An 18,223-nucleotide genomic window follows, 5' to 3' on the forward strand; every position below is an offset into this window, starting at 1 on the left:
CGTACCAAAGCTCATTCATACGTAGTAAATCAGTAGTAATTTAATTGGTTTTATCCTTGATAAGGTGCAGTGTCTCCAGTGTTTATGCAGATAATTGGGATTTTATGATGTTTTTTATGCAAAAAAATAATGAAGCAGGTCTTCTATCAGGTTTCTGGTCTTTTCCGCTTTTGGAAAAAGGAGCAATCGTTGACAAACAAGTCTCTCTCTTTGAAGTTGCAGAAGAAGTTGTTCAGCCAGATATTCGGCAGAGCTTTACGGAACTTTATGGTCTGACTGTTAATTGGCAAGAGCAAGAATTTGGCATCGTCCAGCACATTTTTAGTCACCGCAAATGGCAGATAGAAATGGTAGAAGGTGTGGCGGAAACACTTAACCTTCCAGAATCAAAAGAATTGAAATGGGTTTCTGTAGAAGATTTTCCTACCTACCCATTTGCTAAGCCGCAACAAAAAATGTGGGAATCTTTTGTAAAAGCAAAAGAAAGTTAAAAAAATTGAATTTGGAGCACATAATTATTTGAAAACGCTTTACAATAGTGGTATAATCTACTTGAAAAAAGGAAATAAGAAATTTAAAGATGCTGAGCGCCATCTGACCTAATGAAAGGAGTCTATTAGCGTTCATAGGTGTGTATATACTACTAGGATTCTGAATCTTTGGCAAAAAAGTTACAGATTCTAGTAGGGGAAAAGTCTTTCGTCGGTTTTCCAATGTTATTTGGAATGTAGTGTTTTATAATGCATAGCATTTGTACCTGACATTAGCCCAGTTACCCAGTTCAATCTAAATGAAGGCTAATATTTTCATACCATAACGATTCATTTTTCAGCATACAAGTTGAGAAATAGTAAAATCAAAACCTCTAAAAATTTTCAATAATAATAAGCAATCTCCACACTTTAAATAAAATAGTAGAGGACAATCAATCGACATAAGGGTAGCTAAATAATTAATTTACTTATTAAATCAACTCTATCAAGATTAAAAGTTGACACCGGTTCATTTTGGTTTTGAAAAGAGTATCAATTGTCAATAGTCATCAGATGAGAGACTTTTCCGTTAAAAGAAAAGGGAGGCGAGTAAGCCTCCTTTTTTTACTCATAAATTGCAACCACTTGACCAATTGGACGGATATCGTCATCTGCATTAAAATATATATCATCATAGTCTGGATTGAGTGACTGTAGGTAGTCGCCTTTAAATTTTTTAACAAAATTTTCCCCATTTACGGAAAAAATCCCAATGGCATTTAATGGAATATGTGGGGTTAATCGAATAAATAAATAATCTCCATCTTGAATCTGTGGAGCCATGGAATCACCAACTACTTGGGCGATTGTATCATATGTGTGGCTGTCTGGAATGTCATCACTGAAGAATGATACTAGGTTATTCAAATCAGTATCCTGCCAATAACCAGTACCAGCAGAGACTTTACCTGGAACGGCTAACTCAACCCGATCACGGTAATCATCCATTTGCAGAATGTTTGTCTGACTAGTTTCCCGCATAGCCAGTAACTGTTCTTGACCAAAGGCTAACCATTGACTGTGAAATGGTTCTTGTAACTCTTTATCCAAGAGCTGGACCTGAGGATGGATAGGCTGCTGAAAAAGCTTGAATTGCCCAGGAGTTATTGTCAAAGCAATGCCTTGATTGGTGTCTAACTGTTCAATCAATTCCCCAACAGATATGGACATTCCTTTTGCTACTTTTTCAAGTGTATCCATTGTCGGCAAAAGAGCTTTTTTGGTTTTGGGATGTTGGTTCTTTTCTAACATGGAAATATATCCCTTTGTTAAACCAGATAGCTCCGCAAATTTATCCATTGATAATGAATGTTTGCTTCGGTATTCTTTTAATATTTCGCCTAGTATCATGGTTGTCTCCTTGTTTGTTTAACCAATTATACCATTTTATATTTTTGTTTGCAAATATCGTTTAACATGTTTGACAAAATGGAAAATTGGTGTTAAAATTATCTCACATAAATGAAAAACGGAGGTAGGGTCGATTATGAAGATAGTTATTTCTTGGAATGATATCTATAAGGAATGGGAAACATATGCTAGCCATTTTGGGTTGACCTCTCCGTTAAACATGGAAGATTTTGAAGGCAGGTGGTCTGAGGATTTTGGAAAAGGTAGTGTGTTCACAGCTAACTTATTACGTACTTACCAATTCGATGTTGAAAAGACAGCTGCTGTGTGGATTGCATCATTTTGTCGGGATTTGATGCAGGATTATGCCTATTTGTTAAATGGCAAAGCCTATCTCATGGTCAATCACCTATATTTTTTGGCCATCAAACAACTTCAAGATGAACAAGTTATTTGGTCAAAACCTCTGACACGTTTACAGCCGAAGTTATTTTTATCTTACCGTTTGTTGGAGAATTTAGATTTAAGTCAATATCCTTGTATTGTCGAGCTGGCAATGCTACAAGCGAGTATGATTCGTTCACAACTATTGGAAAATAAATAAGGATTTAAGGGAGAATGAAGATGTTAAAGATGTTATCTATGCAAAATACTAAAATGGATTTATCAAAGATTGAAGACTACTGGATGGACACCTTGGTTGAGCGAGGGATTTTTGATGATACTCAAGTTCACAACGGTCTATGTTGGAGATGTAAAACTTCTCATGCTGTGGCTGCTTATCAAATTGTATCGCATAAATGGAAAACAGACATGACTAGTTTTGCGAATCAAATGGTACTCTGTCAATCGTGTCAGTATGAAAAACCAGATGTGGCAGATGCTGAAATTGTATGGCAGTGGTTAGAAGTCGAAAGTGACCACAGATATTGGGTGCTACAAGGTATGGCAGAGTATGAAAAGATGTATAATAAAACAGTACTTCAAGAATTGTGGGATATGGGCACTAGAGAAGGAGAAGAAGTGGAAAGGCTTGTTACTAAAGTGATGAATTCTTCTCGTGAAAATAGTGTCGTTTTAAATCGTGCAACAATAGCAGGCCTCTTTCGAACTGAGATTGAACGGATGCGTAGAAAGGCTTTCTTGAATTGGACAGGAATTTTTAAGTTGGTTAGCTAGTCGACATACTTGTAAGGATAGTGTCCATAAGGGTAAGAATAGTAGATAAATATAAAAACGCATTGGTTAGAATTCCAAGTAAAGGAATCTAAGCAATGCGTTTTAAGATAGAAGTTTCCTAATAAAAATAAGGTAGGGTTATTCGATGTTGGAGATAGAACGGTTTTCTTTTCTGGAAAAACGGTGACCACAGTATTGGCAGCGATAGTATGTTCTATCGGCTTCATAGAGCATTGCAAACATTGCTCCTTCAACACCGTTGATTGCATGACCGACCATTCCAGCTTTACGAGAATATTGTTTTCGACTTGGAGTATACGTTTGAAGCTTAATAGACTTACATTTTGGACACCTTGGTGGCTGCTTGGTATCCTTAGTATCAGGATGGAACCGCCGATAAATACTATAAGAAATTATCAAGATAAGAAGGATTATTGGTCCAATATATTCTAATAATGTATTCATAATATCATTGTATCTGTTCTTCTTATTTTATTCAAGTAATATGAGTAGTGGATTATATTGGTAGAATTATCTCATACATGGTTATAGGTGTTAACTATAGGGTTCCTTAACATTTAAATATTAGTCAAGATGGTAAAAATGAGGTAGAATACTGAAAAAGACCAAAGGAGTATCTTTATGGCTAGAGAATTTTCATTTGAAACCCTTCAACTTCATGCTGGACAGGAGGTTGATGCTGCTTCAAAATCGCGTGCGGTACCTATTTATCAGACAACTTCCTATGTATTTGAAGATGCTCAAGAAGCGGAGGATTTGTTTGCTTTACGTAAACCTGGTAATATCTACACTCGTATTACCAATCCAACGGTTGCTACTTTTGAGAATCGTATTGCTGCCTTAGAAGGTGGCGTTGGGGCGCTCGCAACTGCTTCTGGTATGGCAGCAGTTACCTATACTGTTTTAGCATTGGCACACGCTGGGGATCATATTGTAGCAGCGACCACTCTCTATGGTGGGACCTTTAATCTTTTCAAAGAAACCCTTCCTCGTTATGGTATTACAACAAGCTTTGTCGATATTGCTGACTTTGAAGCAGTAGAAGCTGCCATTCAAGATAATACAAAACTGGTATTTATTGAAACCTTGGGAAACCCTGTTATCAATATTCCTGATCTTGAAAAATTGGCAGAAATTGCGCACAACCACCATATCCCACTTGTTTCAGATAATACCTTTGCAACTCCATATTTGATTAATGTATTTTCTCATGGTGTTGATATCGCAGTTCATTCTGCAACCAAGTTTATCGGTGGGCATGGTACGACCATTGGCGGTGTGATTGTCGATAGTGGCAAGTTTGACTGGGCGGCATCTGGTAAGTTTCCGCAATTTGTTGAAGAAGATCCAAGTTATCACAATATTAGTTACACTCGTGATATTGGTGCTGCAGCATTTATTGTAGCAGTTCGTGTACAATTACTTCGCGATACAGGTGCAGCCCTTTCTCCATTTAACGCCTTCTTGCTTTTGCAAGGGTTAGAAACCTTGTCTCTCCGTGTAGAGCGTCATGTATCAAATGCCGAAAAGATAGTTGATTTCTTGCTCAATCACCCTAATGTTGAGTCGGTCAATTATCCATCACTTCCAGATAGTCCTTATAAGGCTTTGGCAGATAAATACCTGCCTAAAGGTGTTGGATCTATTTTCTCTTTCCAAGTAAAAGGCGGAGCAGAAGAAGCTCGTAAGGTTATTGATAGCTTGGAAATCTTTTCTAATTTAGCAAACGTTGCTGATGCGAAATCACTAGTAGTTCATCCAGCTACAACCACGCATGCTCAGTTAGCTCCTGAAGATTTACTTGCTGCTGGGGTCACACCAAATCAAATTCGCCTATCCATCGGACTTGAAAATGTCAATGATTTGATTGAGGACTTACAGCTTGCTCTTGATAAACTATAAGCTGTAAAGCGAATACATTCGAAATACTATTAGAAAAGGAAATTTGGCATGTGCGCCAATTTCCTTTTATTATTTATTGTGGTTCTTCCAGTCCAGTCTCAGTTAGTCGGTAGATTCTTTGACAAACTTCTTTCAAAAAACGTCTGTCGTGTGATACGCATACCAAGCCACCTGGATAATCGGCAAATAGTTGACGAATATATGGCTGAGAAGTAGGAGAGAAGTTTCGACTGGGTTCATCTAATAAGAGAAAATTGGCTTGTTCAAGAACCATTTTTAACAAGAGTAACTTGGCTTTTTGTCCCCCTGAAAGTTCACAGATCCTGTGTTGAACTTCTTGTCGTGTAAACTGCAGACTGGCTAGATGTGTTAAGATGAGTTGTTCCTGCTCACGATTGCCATTTTCAATTAAAAAATCAAGTGGAGTTTTAGACTCATCAAGGACTTCTGAATAGCGCTGGGGCATGTATCCCAAGTTTATATCTGCTCGTTGCCTGAGTTCTTGATAGATTAGCTTTAGAAAACTGGATTTACCAATTCCATTTTGTCCAATGATGCCAATTTTCTCTTGTCCATTTAAGTTGAAATGGATATTGCTAACTAATTGTCGTTCTTCAACATTCAATTGGAATTTTTCTAAGTGAAGCACTTGCTTTCTAGCTGGTAGTGGTGAAATGTCCGAGAAGAAGAGGGAAATGGCATCTTCATGAAAAGGTACTTCTGTGAGATTTTTCTTCATTCTTTCATAGCGTTTTTCACGTGATAAGACATTCTTCATCTTCTTGGCAATGAGGCGTCCCATAGTAGCATCATGCGTATTGAGCAAGGTATTGCGCACCTGTGATTTTTGTCGTAGATGCTTGTTCATGGCTTTGTCAAATTCTTTTTGGTCATTCCGAGCTTGTTGAACTTGTTTCTGATAGGCTTGTTGGCGCTTCTGTGCGTAATCCTGATAGTCCAATTCTTCAACTTTGGTTTGAGCAAGTGTTTTCTTCTTAACCGATTCAAGATGAATGATTTTTGTAGCTGTTCTGCTAAGAAAGTCTTCATCGTGAGAAACAAAAAGGATGGTCTTTGGACTCGTGATGATATAGTTTTCAAGCCAGAGTAAGGTATCTAAATCCAAGTCGTTAGACGGCTCATCCAGAAAAATCATATCAGAAGGAGTGGCTAGCTTTTTTATCAACTGAATTTTTAGTTTTTCACCACCTGACAGGCTTCCAATCAATTGTTGACTGGCAAATCGCTCACTGTCAAACTGGAGCTGGTCAGCATAGAGGTAGAGTAAGCCGTAATCAATGTCACTGTCCATGTCAGCGAAGAAGTAGTCGTTCAAGGTTAGCTCTGCTATTTCCAGTGGAAGACTTTGGGGAATATAGACTGGTGAGTGAAAATATCGGTGAATGCTGCCTGATTGAAGCAGGTAGTTGGTGACAAGTGTTGAATCCATCAAGGTGAGTAATAGACTGGATTTTCCATTTCCTTCTTCGCCGATGATGGCTATTTTATCGCCAGGGTTGACATTGAGATTCAGGTCGTGAACCAGATTTCGCAAATCTTTTTGATGGTCGAGGGATAGGTGATGAGTGGTTAGTAGCATAAGGCCTCCTTTACAAGAAAAAACACACTACCTATTTAGTAGTGTGTCAAAACCTGCTCAAAAAGACCCTATTCATGGAATAGAGGGAGCAGAAAAATGGACGCAAGAAAACTACTAAATAAGTATAGAACTTAAATTGAGTTTACTTGTTACTGTCCATTTCTCCTTACCTCGCAATTACAATTTTATAATAGCTTACCATATGTATTGAGATTTGTCAATTTTTCAAGAGATAGTCAATAAGACGAATGATTGGTCGTAGGTGACTATCTCTTGAAAAATAATGAAAATAATTCATAGATAGGGTGTTACTTTTTTCCCTAACCTGTGCTATAATACACACAATGTTAGGTTTCTTTTTGCTTAATCATGGTGGTTAGGTATGATGTAGAGCTGACAGATGATTCAAATCTTTGGTTTGAAAATAAATAGGGAAATGAAAAAAATTTATGGATATCTTTTTAAGTGTCTTACCCATTGTTGTCTTGATTTTTCTGATGATAAAATTGAGGGTAGCAGCGAATTATGCCTTGCCAGCGATAGCAGGTTTGGTTTATTTGATTTTGCTTGTCTATTTCAAAACTGACTTTGCTTTACTAAATTCAGGTCTGGTGACAGGTTTTTGGGCAACTCTGACGCCTATTACCGTCATTATGGGAGCCGTGTTATTTAATAATTTTCAACAGAAAACAGGAAATCAGTCGATTATCAATAGGTGGATGTCTGGTTTGACTCCGAATCCTGTTGCACAAATGATGATTATTGGCTATGCCTTTGCTTTTATGGTTGAAGGAGCTTCTGGTTTTGGAACTCCAGCTGCAATTGCTGCCCCCATTTTAATTGCCCTAGGATTTGAGCCAATAAAAGTTGTCATCGCAGTATTGATTTTTAACTCCATACCGGTTTCATTCGGTGCGGTTGGAACACCTACTTGGTTTGGTTTTGGAGCATTGGGGTTGACGAGTCAGCAGATAGGAGAACTTGGTTTTAAAGCTTCTCTTGTTCATTTAGCTGCTGGATTGGTTATTCCAATCATTGCTTTAAGGTATGTGTTCAGCTGGAAACAGATTAAAGAAAATCTTCTTTTTGTTTATTTGACAGTATTTTCATGTGCACTTCCAATGACACTTCTGGCAACTATAAACTATGAGTTTCCTTCCTTAATTGGGGGTGCAATTGGTTTTCTTATTTCCATTGTATTGGCTAAGAAAAAAATTGGATTAAGCAAATTTGATACGAGCATTTCTGAGCTCGAACCTGTGAATCTGAACGAATTATTTAGGGCTCTATTACCACTAATTAGTCTGGTGCTTATCTTAGTTGTGACACGGGTTCCTCAATTAGGAATTAAGGCCTTGATGAGGACAGATTCTATCTTGTTTAAGTCTAATCTTGGCTTTGCAGATTTGGAAGTAACAAAGGCTTTAAAAATCACTTTGACCAATGTGTTTGGTACGAGTTCCAACGAATCGTTTGAACTGCTGTATGCACCAGCATTTATCCCATTCTTCCTTATCGTTTTTATGTTATCTTGGTTGTATCCAAGTATGAAAGGGAATGTTTGGAGAACAATTGGACAAACAGCTCATCAAGTTGCAGAACCATTCTTTGCTTTGTTGGGAGGAGTGACCATGGTGAAATTTATGTTACTAAATGGTGACAATTCCATGGTCTCTATTATTGGTATGTCTCTTGCGGCAGCGACAGGACCATTCTGGGGCTTGTTTGCTTCTTATCTCGGTGCAATTGGTGCATTTTTCTCAGGATCCGCTACCATTTCCAACCTGATCTTTGGTGGGGTTCAGCAGTCAATTGCTACTCAGACGGGTCTAAATATGACTAGTATTTTAGCAATGCAGTCCGTTGGTGGGGCAATGGGCAATATGACTTGTATCAATAACATCATTGCAGCGTCTTCGGTATCTGGTGTTCGTCGCCAGGAGGGATATATTATGCAGAAGACAGCAATCCCAATGTTTGTTTATGGAATTATCGCTGCACTGATTGGACTACTTTTATAAAATTCTAAACCTCATGAAAATGAAGTTTTTATGTTTGTGAATTAATCCATCAATAAAATGATGTCGTTCGATAGCAGATTGTGATAAAATGGATAAAAAATATTACTTGCTAAGGGGAAAAATGTGGCTATAGAGGGAGTGGAACAACCGAAACTATTAGAAATCAACAAGTATCTTCGGTTAAGAAAATATGATGGATATCATGATTTTGCTTTGATATGGCATCAAGATTTGGAATTGGTCTGGCTCATTGATGGGAATGAGGAAGTTTATAGTGTGGACTTGCTTAATCGTATGTATGGCTATTTATCAAAAAATGGAGAGTGCTATTTTATTGAAATTTTTGAAGATGGGCAGTATCAACCGATAGGTGATGTGACTCTTTTTAAGGATGATTTTGCTATTGCCATTGGAGACAGGAGGTATTGGAAAAAAGGGATTGGGACTAAGGTGTTACATCGAATGATCGAGCGTGCAAAGGAAGTGGGGCTTGAGGAAATACTTGTCAAAGAAATCTATGACTGGAATACAGGTTCTCGTAAGCTATTTGAGAAATGTGGCTTTGAAGCTGTTGAAAAGACACAGAAAGGTTGGTCCTATAAAAAGAATTTGTAAAACATTTTGAGATGTAAAAAAACCTTGACGCAAGTCAAGGCTTTTCGTTTAGCTTACACGTTCAAGACCTTATCAAGGAAGTCTTTGAGACGTGGGTGTTGTGGGTTGTCAAAGATTTGCTCTGGAGTACCATCTTCAAGGAACTCACCGCCATCCGTAAAGATAACGCGGTTAGCAACCTTGCGGGCGAAGCCCATTTCGTGAGTAACAATCAACATGGTCATACCTTGCTCAGCCAAGTCTTTCATAACGTTAAGTACGTCTCCGACCATTTCAGGGTCAAGAGCAGAAGTTGGTTCATCAAAGAGCATGATATCTGGATTCATTGCAAGGGCACGGGCGATGGCTACACGTTGTTTTTGGCCACCAGATAAGCTATCTGGCATGGCATCACGTTTGTCAGATAAACCGACTTTCTCCAACAATTCCATTCCAACTTTTTCAGCTTCTGTTTTATCCAAAAGCTTGTGTTCAATAGGGGCAAATGTGATATTGTCCAGAACTGTCATGTGTGGGAAGAGGTTAAAGTGTTGGAATACCATTCCGACATTTGAACGAAAGGCATCAACATCCGTTTTAGGATCTGTTAAATCATAACCGTCAACTGTTACCTGGCCACTTGTGATGGTCTCCAGTAAGTTCATTGTGCGGAGGAAGGTTGATTTACCAGAACCAGAAGGGCCGATAATACACACAACGTCACCTTCATAGAATTTTGTGGTTATTCCCTTTAACACCTCATTTGATCCGTAAGATTTATGAAGATCGTGTACATTGATTTTTAACTGTGCCATTATTTACCTCCTTTTTCAAGTTTGCGAGCTAAGCGAGTTAAGAGTGTAATCACTACCAAATAGATGATGGCAAGAATTGCATACATACGGAAGGACTGATAGTTACGGGCAATAATGATTTTACCTGCTTGGAAGAGCTCAACTAGACCGATTGCTGAAATGATGGTCGTATCTTTCAAAGTAATAACAAACTGGTTGATAAAGTTTGGCAACATGATTTTACCTGCCTGTGGCAAGATAATTTTCCGCATGGTTGTTCCGTAAGAAATACCCAAACTGCGTGATGCCTCCATCTGACCAGCTGGGACTGCTTGAATACCACCGCGAACAATCTCTGCAATATAGGCACCAGAGTTGAGCGATAGGGCAATGGTACCAGCAACAAAGTCATTAATTGGTGACTGTTGACCAGTGATGGATTCGATTAAGTTTGGAATACCCCAGAAAATGAAAGCCGCGACAATCATCAAAGGAATACCACGAACAACATCAACAAATACAGATGCAATAACACGGAGTGCCTTAACTGGACTTACAGCAAACATACCGAAGATAATACCGATGACAATGGCAATTGCAAATGAAAGCAAGGCAAGTCCAACTGTGATACCTAAACCAGACAAGAGCTGACCATAGTTATTTTTCAAAAGTCCAATGATGGTTGTTTCATCGACTGTTGAAGTCGTAGCACTTGTTTCTTCTGTTGAGTTGAAGTATTTGTTTAGAATTTCATCATATTTGCCTGATTCAACCAAGGCAGCTAGTCCGTTGTTAAACATTTCAATCAATTCTGGGTTAGCCCCTCTTTTGACCGCAAATCCGTATTCACCAGATTTTTCACCTGGAATTGGTGTTGCAAAGTCGCGTCCTTGTTGGATGGCGTAGAGAAGAACGGCTTCATCATCCATAAGAGCGTCAATTGAACCAGAATTTAAACTATCATACATTCCAGAAGCTTCATCAAACGCTTTCAAAGTATAGCCATATTTGTCTTTGTTGCTCTCTAAGAATGTATACGAAGCTGTACCATTTTTAGCGCCGACAGTTTTTCCTTTTAGGTCTTCATAGGAAGCAATATCGCTTCCATTTTTTACAGCAAGCAAGATATTTGAAGTATAGTAGGCATCGGAGAAGTCAAAGATTTCTTTACGAGCATCTGTGATGGACATACCTGCAATTACTGCATCAGCTTGTCCAGCTTGGACAGCATTTAAGGCAGCATCGAAACCTGGGTTTTGAATGGTGATAGTAAATCCTTGTTGCTCAGCAATGGCTTTGATCAATTCCATATCAATCCCAACATATTTGCCGGATTCATCTTGGTATTCAAATGGTGCAAATGATGAATCAGCAACAATGGTATAGCTTGATTTTACAGGTGTAGCTTTTGCAGTTGCACTACCTGTTAGGCTGAGGCGTGATGCATAATCAGTGCTGTCAGTAGAAGTAGTAGATGAGCCAAACCATTTATTCATGATTGTCTCATAAGTACCATCTTCTTTCATTTCTGCTAAAGCCTTGTTGAAATCATCCACTAGGTACTCGTATTTGCTACCTTTTTTAACGGAGAAACCAAATGACCCAATTGGTTCACCAGGTATATCTAAACTTAGATCTTGACCTTGTTGGATAGCATATTGAATAACCGCTTCGTCATCCATTACAGCATTAACAGCGCCAGTCGCTAAGCTATTGTACATCAAATCGCCAGTATCAAAGGTTTTAATTGAAAAACCATACTTGTCTTTATTTTCTTCTAAGAATGTTTGTGCAGCTGTACCGTTTTTTACACCGACGGTTTTGCCTTTCAAATCTTCATAAGACGAAATTTTGTTTGCTTTTGTTGTTGCAACAATAATCTTTGTATCAAAATATGGATCTGAGAATGTAAAGACTTGTTTACGGGCTTCAGTGATGGTGGTTCCTGCCATCAAGGCGTCGGCAGAACCAGACTGAACAGCATTGACTGCAGCATCAAATCCTGGAAAACTTTGATTCATATTCCAGCCAGAACGTTTAGCAACTTCGTTGATGATATCAACGTCTAATCCTTTATAAACTTGATCTGAGTCTTTAAACTCGAATGGGGCATAAGCATTGTCAAATACGATATCAATAGTATCATCAGCTTTGACACCAGTAAAAACAAAGAATACTGGCAGAATACTTGCCAATAGCATGAGTAATTTTTTCTTCATTTTCATACTCCTTCTATATAAAATAACTTACCTAGTATATCATATTGTCAGAATTATTGCAAAATGAACGCCTTTTCTAATGTTACATCTTCTGACATGGGTGGTGGTTTTTCATTGAAAAAATAACTTGTTTTTCTTCGTTTCATTCAGATATCTTTTTTTATTTAATAGTAAGAACTTGTGATAGAATAAGGGTATGATAAATCGAAATACTGAAAACCAATTTAAACTTGTATCTAAATACTCACCGTCTGGTGACCAGCCCCAAGCCATTGAAACCTTGGTTGATAATATCGAGGGGGGCGAAAAAGCCCAGATTCTCATGGGAGCAACAGGTACTGGTAAGACCTACACCATGAGCCAGGTCATTGCCCGTGTCAATAAGCCAACTCTAGTCATCGCCCACAACAAGACTCTAGCTGGTCAGCTCTACAGCGAGTTCAAGGAATTCTTCCCAGAAAATGCGGTCGAGTACTTCGTATCTTACTATGATTACTACCAACCAGAAGCCTATGTACCCTCTAGCGATACCTATATCGAGAAGGACAGTTCGGTCAATGATGAAATCGACAAACTCCGTCACTCAGCGACGTCAGCTCTTCTCGAACGAAATGATGTCATCGTCGTGGCCTCCGTCTCCTGTATCTACGGTTTGGGATCGCCCAAGGAATATTCAGATAGCGTGGTTAGTCTGCGACCCGGCCAGGAGATTTCCCGTGACCAGTTGCTTAATTCTCTGGTCGATATTCAGTTTGAGCGCAACGACATCGATTTCCAACGGGGACGCTTCCGTGTACGTGGAGATGTGGTGGAGATTTTTCCAGCTTCTCGCGATGAGCATGCCTTTCGTGTGGAGTTTTTCGGGGATGAAATCGACCGCATTCGTGAGATTGAAAGCCTGACAGGTAAGGTCTTGGGCGATGTGGACCACTTGGCGATTTTCCCTGCCACCCACTTCGTGACCAACGATGACCACATGGAAACGGCTATTGCCAAGATTCAGGCGGAGCTGGAAGAGCAGCTCAAGGTCTTTGAGGCAGAAGGAAAACTCTTAGAAGCTCAGCGATTGAAACAACGGACCGACTACGACATCGAGATGCTTCGGGAAATGGGTTACACCAACGGGGTTGAGAACTATTCACGACACATGGACGGGCGAAGCGAGGGCGAGCCTCCATATACTCTGCTGGACTTTTTCCCTGAAGACTACCTGATTATGATTGACGAGAGCCACATGACCATGGGGCAGATTAAGGGGATGTACAATGGTGACCGCTCACGCAAGGAGATGTTGGTCAACTACGGTTTCCGCCTCCCGAGTGCACTAGACAACCGTCCGCTGCGCAGGGAAGAATTTGAGAGTCATGTCCACCAGATTGTCTATGTATCTGCGACACCGGGTGACTATGAAATGGAGCAGACCGACACCATTGTCGAGCAGATTATTCGGCCGACTGGGCTTTTGGATCCAGAAGTGGAAGTCCGTCCAACTATGGGCCAAATGGACGACCTCTTGGGTGAAATCAATGCCCGTGTTGAGAAAGGTGAGCGGACCTTTATTACTACTCTGACTAAGAAAATGGCAGAGGACTTGACTGACTACCTAAAAGAAATGGGCGTCAAGGTCAAGTATATGCACTCGGATATCAAGACCTTGGAGCGTACGGAGATTATTCGTGATTTGCGTTTGGGTGTCTTTGATGTCTTGATAGGGATTAACTTGCTTCGTGAGGGGATTGACGTGCCAGAAGTCAGTCTGGTGGCTATTCTAGATGCTGACAAGGAAGGCTTCCTCCGTAATGAACGGGGGCTCATCCAGACAATCGGTCGGGCAGCTCGTAACTCTGAGGGTCATGTGATTATGTATGCGGACAAGGTTACCGAGTCTATGCGCAAGGCAATGGAAGAAACAGCCCGCCGCCGTCAAATCCAGATGGCTTATAATGAAGAACATGGTATTATCCCACAAACTATCAAGAAGGAAATCCGTGACCTGATTAGTGTAACCAAAGCTGTTACTCAAGACAAGGAAGAAGTGGTGGACTTCAATGCCCTCAACAAAGATGAACGCAAGGCTCTGATCAAGAAACTGGAAGGTCAAATGCAGGAAGCAGCAGAAGTGCTTGACTTTGAACTGGCAGCCCAGATTCGTGATATGGTCATTGAATTGAAAAATTTATAGAGTTTGATTGGCTCTTTAAAACACAGCATCAATTGTTAAAAGCAAGAATGGTTGAATCATTCTGCTTTTTTATAGGTTGGAGCTATAGAATGTTCATACAAACGGCCATAGTATTCAAGAAGTATCATCACAGCTATCAAAGAGTGAAATTCTTACTTACGTGACTCAATTATATACTTCACAATCTCAAGGAATGTTTGTCATCCTTCGTAAAGGCAAAAGACAAGCTTTTCAAGGACGCATAACCGAATTAAGTTCAAAGGAAATTACGGTTAAAACAGTTGAGCGATATGTGTTGCTTCAAATTTCTGAAATCATTGAAATGAGTTTAGTGGAGGTACTAGATGAATAGGAAAACTATATATGAAGACTTGATTCAGTTCGATTATTTCTCTGATTCCTATCTTCAGTTCGAGAAGGACTTTAATAAATACTATAAAGGGGTAGATCCCCTCACATTTCTTATTGATGATATATTACTGACAATGGCGATGAAACAGAAAAATTATTTTCGTTTGCACAAAAGTAAGGCTACTGACGGTCGTGACCATTATTTTATTTTTAAAGTGAAAACCATGAAAGAGAACCCTCGCATTAGGTTATATGAGTATCAGGAAATGAGGTTTTCGATAGAAACAAAAAAGAATTAACCAGAAAAATTTCTAGTTAATTCTTTTTTAGAGGGATTTAGGGGGAATCAAACGAAGATTCGCCCTTTTTAGACTAGTTTGTTCCTGCTAAACTGCTGTAGAATCGCTATTTTGAAGGAAAATCAAGCCTCTCACGAACTCTTGACGCTTAGGCTAGGCGTCGGGTAAAACAGTCTTGATAGACTGGCTGATAGAGCCTCTCCCCAGGCTCTATCACTCCCACTCAACTGTTGCTGGTGGCTTACTTGTGATATCGTAGACAATGCGGTTGACGTGAGCTACTTCATTTACGATGCGGACAGAAATTTTCTGAAGAACTTCCCAAGGAAGTTTTGCGAAGTCAGCCGTCATTCCATCGACAGAAGTGATAGCGCGAATAGCAATCGTATAGTCGTAAGTACGACCGTCTCCCATAACACCCACTGAGCGTACGCCAGTATTGACCGTGAAATACTGCCAAACATCGCGGTCTAGACCAGCTTTGGCAATCTCTTCGCGCAAAATGGCATCTGAATCACGAACAGTTTGGAGTTTTTCTTCTGTAATTTCACCCATAACGCGAATAGCAAGACCTGGACCTGGGAATGGTTGGCGCCACACAACTTCGTCAGGCATGCCGAGAGCAGTACCTAGGGCACGAACTTCATCTTTAAATAATGTATTGAGTGGTTCGATTAATTTGAATTGCATATCTTCAGGCAAACCACCAACATTATGGTGAGATTTGATGGTTTCAGCTGTATCTGTACCGGACTCAATGATATCGGTATAAAGTGTTCCTTGAGCCAAGAATTCAACATCTGTTAACTTGCTCGCCTCATCGTCAAATACGTAAACAAATTCATTACCGATGATTTTACGTTTTTTCTCTGGATCAGATACGCCAGCAAGCAAATCTAAGAAGCGTTTAGCCGCATCAACACGGATAATATTCAGTCCAAATTTACCGCCTAGCATCTCCATGACTTGATCGCCTTCATTTTTACGAAGAAGACCGTGGTCAACAAAGATACAAGTCAATTGATCACCGATAGCACGTTGAAGAAGAACACCAACGACAGATGAGTCAACACCACCAGAGAGACCGAGTAAGACTTTCTTATCACCAACTGTTTGACGAATTTTTTCGATTTCAGTTTCTATGAAGTTTTCCATCGTCCAATCGCCACGTGCACCACAGATGCCAAATGCGAAGTTTTTCAAAATGTCATTACCATAAATAGAATGACGAACTTCTGGGTGGAATTGGATACCGTAGATACGGCGTTCTGTGTTTTCAATTGCTGCGTAAGGACAGTCAGATGAAAGACCAACAAGATGGAAATCTGCTGGGATTTCTGTGACAGCATCGCCGTGGCTCATAAGCACTAGTTGCTCTTCAGGTGTATTCGCAAATAAAGCTGACTCGGTTTTCAATTGTAGGTTAGATTGACCATATTCACGATTTCCAGCTTCACCAGCAGGCACAACCTTACCACCTAGCTTGTGAGTGATGAGTTGCATTCCGTAACAAATACCCAAGATTGGAATACCCAATTCAAATATTTCTGGATCAATATCGAAAGCATTCTCTGCGTAAACAGAGTTAGGACCACCTGAAAGTACAATACCAATTGGATTGATGGTGCGAACTTCATCGGCAGTTATTCTGTGATTTTTCAATTCTGAAAAGACACCAAATTCGCGAATACGACGCGAAATGAGCTGATTGTACTGGCTACCATAATCTAGTACAATGATTTTTTGGACATCTTGTTTTGTCATGTTTTACCCTTTCGTTTTGAAATAAATTCAAATACTAGTACATATTTTATCATAAAAGCGAACATTTTCCAAACTATATTTCATAAATATCTGTTTTGCAAACTATGAGTAATTTATAAAAACAAAGTGTTCGTATTTTTCTATTTTTTACATTGCTTATTTTAGGAAAAGCTTTCTTATTGTTTGCGGTATCATTTTTCCACATAAAAATCGGTCTATTTTTGTCAAATGAGAATATTTTTGGTACACTAGAAAGAAAAAGGTTGGTCGAGATGAAAGCAGCATATATTACGATTCATGATAAGATAAAAGAACAAATTGACCAGGGGATTTGGACCATCGGTCAGCGCTTGCCGAGTGAAAGAGATTTATCAGAAGAATTTGGAGTATCTCGCATGACCTTACGGCAAGGCATTACGCTATTAGTAGAAGAGGGAGTCTTGCAACGAAAAGTGGGTTCTGGCACCTATGTAGCCAGCACTCGAGTGCAAGAGAAGATGCGGGGAACAACTTCCTTTACTGAATTGGTACTGCTTCAAGGAAAAACACCTACGAGCAAGCTCTTGTCATACACTCGTACAAAACCAAACGAAAAAGAAATTGAAGAGCTTGGTTTGTCTCGAGGGGAATCAATCATTCGAATGGAACGGGTTCGCTATGCTGACAATGTACCGGTTGTTTATGAAGTAGCCAGCATTCCGGAGCGGTTGATTAAAAATGTTCCAAAAGAAGAAGTAACCAATCATTTTTTCAAAACACTAGTAGATAATGGTTATCGTATTGGAACAAGTAAGCAAACAATCTTTGCTCGTTTGGCGAATGAAAAAGTTGCTCAGTACTTAGAAATTACTAAGAATCAGGCTATACTTGCTTTAAAACAAGTTTCCTATTTGGAAGATGGTCAAGCATTTGAATTTGTTAATAGCCAGTACGTGGGCGAGCGCTTTGAGTTTTATTTAGAAAATAATTAACATACATTAAATTATGTAATATATTTAGAAAATCCGCTTGTTCTTTCAATAGATGACGGATTTTCTTATTTATAAAAGATAAAAATTTTGATATAATAAAGTTTATGGAAATTGAAAAAACCAACCGAATGAATGCTTTATTTGAATTCTACGCAGCCTTGCTGACGGATAAGCAAATGAACTATATTGAGCTGTATTATGCAGATGATTATAGTCTGGCAGAAATTGCTGAGGAATTCAATGTAAGTCGTCAAGCGGTGTATGATAACATTAAACGAACAGAAAAATTGCTGGAAGACTACGAGATGAAACTACATATGTACTCTGATTATGTAGTGCGTAGTCAAATTTTTGATGAAATTCTTTCTAGGTATCCGGGTGATAGTTACTTAGAGGAGAAAATCACTATTCTAACTAGTATCGATAATAGAGATTAAGAGGAG

Annotated in this window: 17 protein-coding genes; 11 read left to right on the top strand and 6 right to left on the bottom strand. The window is 39.3% G+C overall.

The genetic code is table 11. The features are described from left to right. Window positions 1-116: 116 nt before the first annotated feature. Complete coding sequence (locus L6410_RS05050) at window positions 117-491, top strand: NUDIX domain-containing protein (RefSeq protein WP_237396470.1); 375 nt, start codon at window positions 117-119, stop codon at window positions 489-491. Between the two features lie 606 nt (window positions 492-1,097). Here L6410_RS05050 and L6410_RS05055 read toward each other — a convergent pair. Further along, window positions 1,098-1,883, bottom strand: a complete 786-nt coding sequence (locus tag L6410_RS05055) for a helix-turn-helix domain-containing protein (RefSeq protein ID WP_024397511.1) — start codon at window positions 1,881-1,883, stop codon at window positions 1,098-1,100. Window positions 1,884-2,019: 136 nt separating this feature from the next. Here L6410_RS05055 and L6410_RS05060 point away from each other — a divergent pair, with 136 nt between their 5' ends. Continuing rightward, complete coding sequence (locus L6410_RS05060) at window positions 2,020-2,487, top strand: hypothetical protein (RefSeq protein ID WP_237396472.1); 468 nt, start codon at window positions 2,020-2,022, stop codon at window positions 2,485-2,487. 20 nt (window positions 2,488-2,507) lie between these two features. Continuing rightward, complete coding sequence (locus L6410_RS05065; protein ID WP_237396474.1) at window positions 2,508-3,062, top strand: hypothetical protein; 555 nt, start codon at window positions 2,508-2,510, stop codon at window positions 3,060-3,062. A 138-nt stretch (window positions 3,063-3,200) separates the two neighbouring features. Here L6410_RS05065 and L6410_RS05070 read toward each other — a convergent pair whose 3' ends face one another. Further along, window positions 3,201-3,527 (bottom strand): hypothetical protein, encoded by a 327-nt coding sequence (locus tag L6410_RS05070; protein ID WP_237396476.1) that lies wholly within the window; start codon window positions 3,525-3,527, stop codon window positions 3,201-3,203. A gap of 177 nt (window positions 3,528-3,704) precedes the next feature. On the opposite strand from L6410_RS05070, the gene L6410_RS05075 reads away from it, so the two are divergent. Further along, a complete protein-coding gene (locus L6410_RS05075; RefSeq protein WP_024397514.1) occupies window positions 3,705-4,985 on the top strand; it encodes an O-acetylhomoserine aminocarboxypropyltransferase/cysteine synthase family protein in 1,281 nt (426 codons plus the stop codon). Between the two features lie 73 nt (window positions 4,986-5,058). On the opposite strand, the gene L6410_RS05080 is transcribed toward L6410_RS05075, so the two are convergent. Beyond that, window positions 5,059-6,585, bottom strand: a complete 1,527-nt coding sequence (locus L6410_RS05080) for an ATP-binding cassette domain-containing protein (RefSeq protein WP_237396478.1) — start codon at window positions 6,583-6,585, stop codon at window positions 5,059-5,061. Between the two features lie 449 nt (window positions 6,586-7,034). On the opposite strand from L6410_RS05080, the gene L6410_RS05085 reads away from it, so the two are divergent. Both L6410_RS05085 and L6410_RS05090 read left to right on the top strand, forming a co-directional pair. Further along, entirely contained in the window at window positions 7,035-8,606 is a 1,572-nt protein-coding gene (locus L6410_RS05085) for an L-lactate permease (protein WP_024392121.1), read from the top strand. Window positions 8,607-8,729: 123 nt separating this feature from the next. Further along, on the top strand, window positions 8,730-9,221 hold the full coding sequence (locus tag L6410_RS05090; RefSeq protein WP_024392122.1) for a GNAT family N-acetyltransferase: 492 nt from the start codon (window positions 8,730-8,732) through the stop codon (window positions 9,219-9,221). A 53-nt stretch (window positions 9,222-9,274) separates the two neighbouring features. Here the strand turns inward: L6410_RS05090 and L6410_RS05095 are convergent, their stop codons facing one another. After that, window positions 9,275-10,015: an amino acid ABC transporter ATP-binding protein gene (locus L6410_RS05095; RefSeq protein ID WP_024392123.1), complete on the bottom strand. Its 741-nt coding sequence runs from the start codon at window positions 10,013-10,015 to the stop codon at window positions 9,275-9,277. Further along, a complete protein-coding gene (locus L6410_RS05100) occupies window positions 10,015-12,213 on the bottom strand; it encodes an ABC transporter substrate-binding protein/permease (protein ID WP_172075026.1) in 2,199 nt (732 codons plus the stop codon). The genes L6410_RS05095 and L6410_RS05100 overlap by 1 nt, the downstream gene beginning before the upstream one ends. 196 nt (window positions 12,214-12,409) lie before the next feature. On the opposite strand from L6410_RS05100, the gene uvrB reads away from it, so the two are divergent. The 3 genes from uvrB to L6410_RS05115 all read left to right on the top strand — a co-directional run bounded on the left by uvrB (window position 12,410) and on the right by L6410_RS05115 (window position 15,045). Continuing rightward, entirely contained in the window at window positions 12,410-14,395 is a 1,986-nt protein-coding gene (gene uvrB / locus L6410_RS05105) for an excinuclease ABC subunit UvrB (RefSeq protein WP_237396480.1), read from the top strand. A 160-nt stretch (window positions 14,396-14,555) separates the two neighbouring features. Beyond that, window positions 14,556-14,747, top strand: a complete 192-nt coding sequence (locus tag L6410_RS05110; protein ID WP_237396490.1) for a hypothetical protein — start codon at window positions 14,556-14,558, stop codon at window positions 14,745-14,747. Next, window positions 14,740-15,045 (top strand): DUF5960 family protein, encoded by a 306-nt coding sequence (locus L6410_RS05115; protein ID WP_024397519.1) that lies wholly within the window; start codon window positions 14,740-14,742, stop codon window positions 15,043-15,045. Before L6410_RS05110 ends, L6410_RS05115 begins: the two co-directional genes overlap by 8 nt. 213 nt (window positions 15,046-15,258) lie before the next feature. Here L6410_RS05115 and guaA read toward each other — a convergent pair whose 3' ends face one another. Next, on the bottom strand, window positions 15,259-16,809 hold the full coding sequence (gene guaA / locus L6410_RS05120) for a glutamine-hydrolyzing GMP synthase (protein WP_024397520.1): 1,551 nt from the start codon (window positions 16,807-16,809) through the stop codon (window positions 15,259-15,261). A gap of 272 nt (window positions 16,810-17,081) precedes the next feature. Here guaA and L6410_RS05125 point away from each other — a divergent pair, with 272 nt between their 5' ends. After that, entirely contained in the window at window positions 17,082-17,780 is a 699-nt protein-coding gene (locus L6410_RS05125; protein WP_024392131.1) for a GntR family transcriptional regulator, read from the top strand. Between the two features lie 104 nt (window positions 17,781-17,884). Continuing rightward, the gene (locus tag L6410_RS05130; RefSeq protein WP_024397521.1) at window positions 17,885-18,217 is read left to right on the top strand and encodes a putative DNA-binding protein; all 333 of its coding nucleotides are present in this window, start codon (window positions 17,885-17,887) and stop codon (window positions 18,215-18,217) included. The last annotated feature ends 6 nt before the right edge of the window (window positions 18,218-18,223 follow it).

The organism is Streptococcus parasuis, from assembly GCF_021654455.1.
In the GTDB taxonomy this organism is placed as follows: Bacteria; Bacillota; Bacilli; order Lactobacillales; family Streptococcaceae; genus Streptococcus; species Streptococcus parasuis.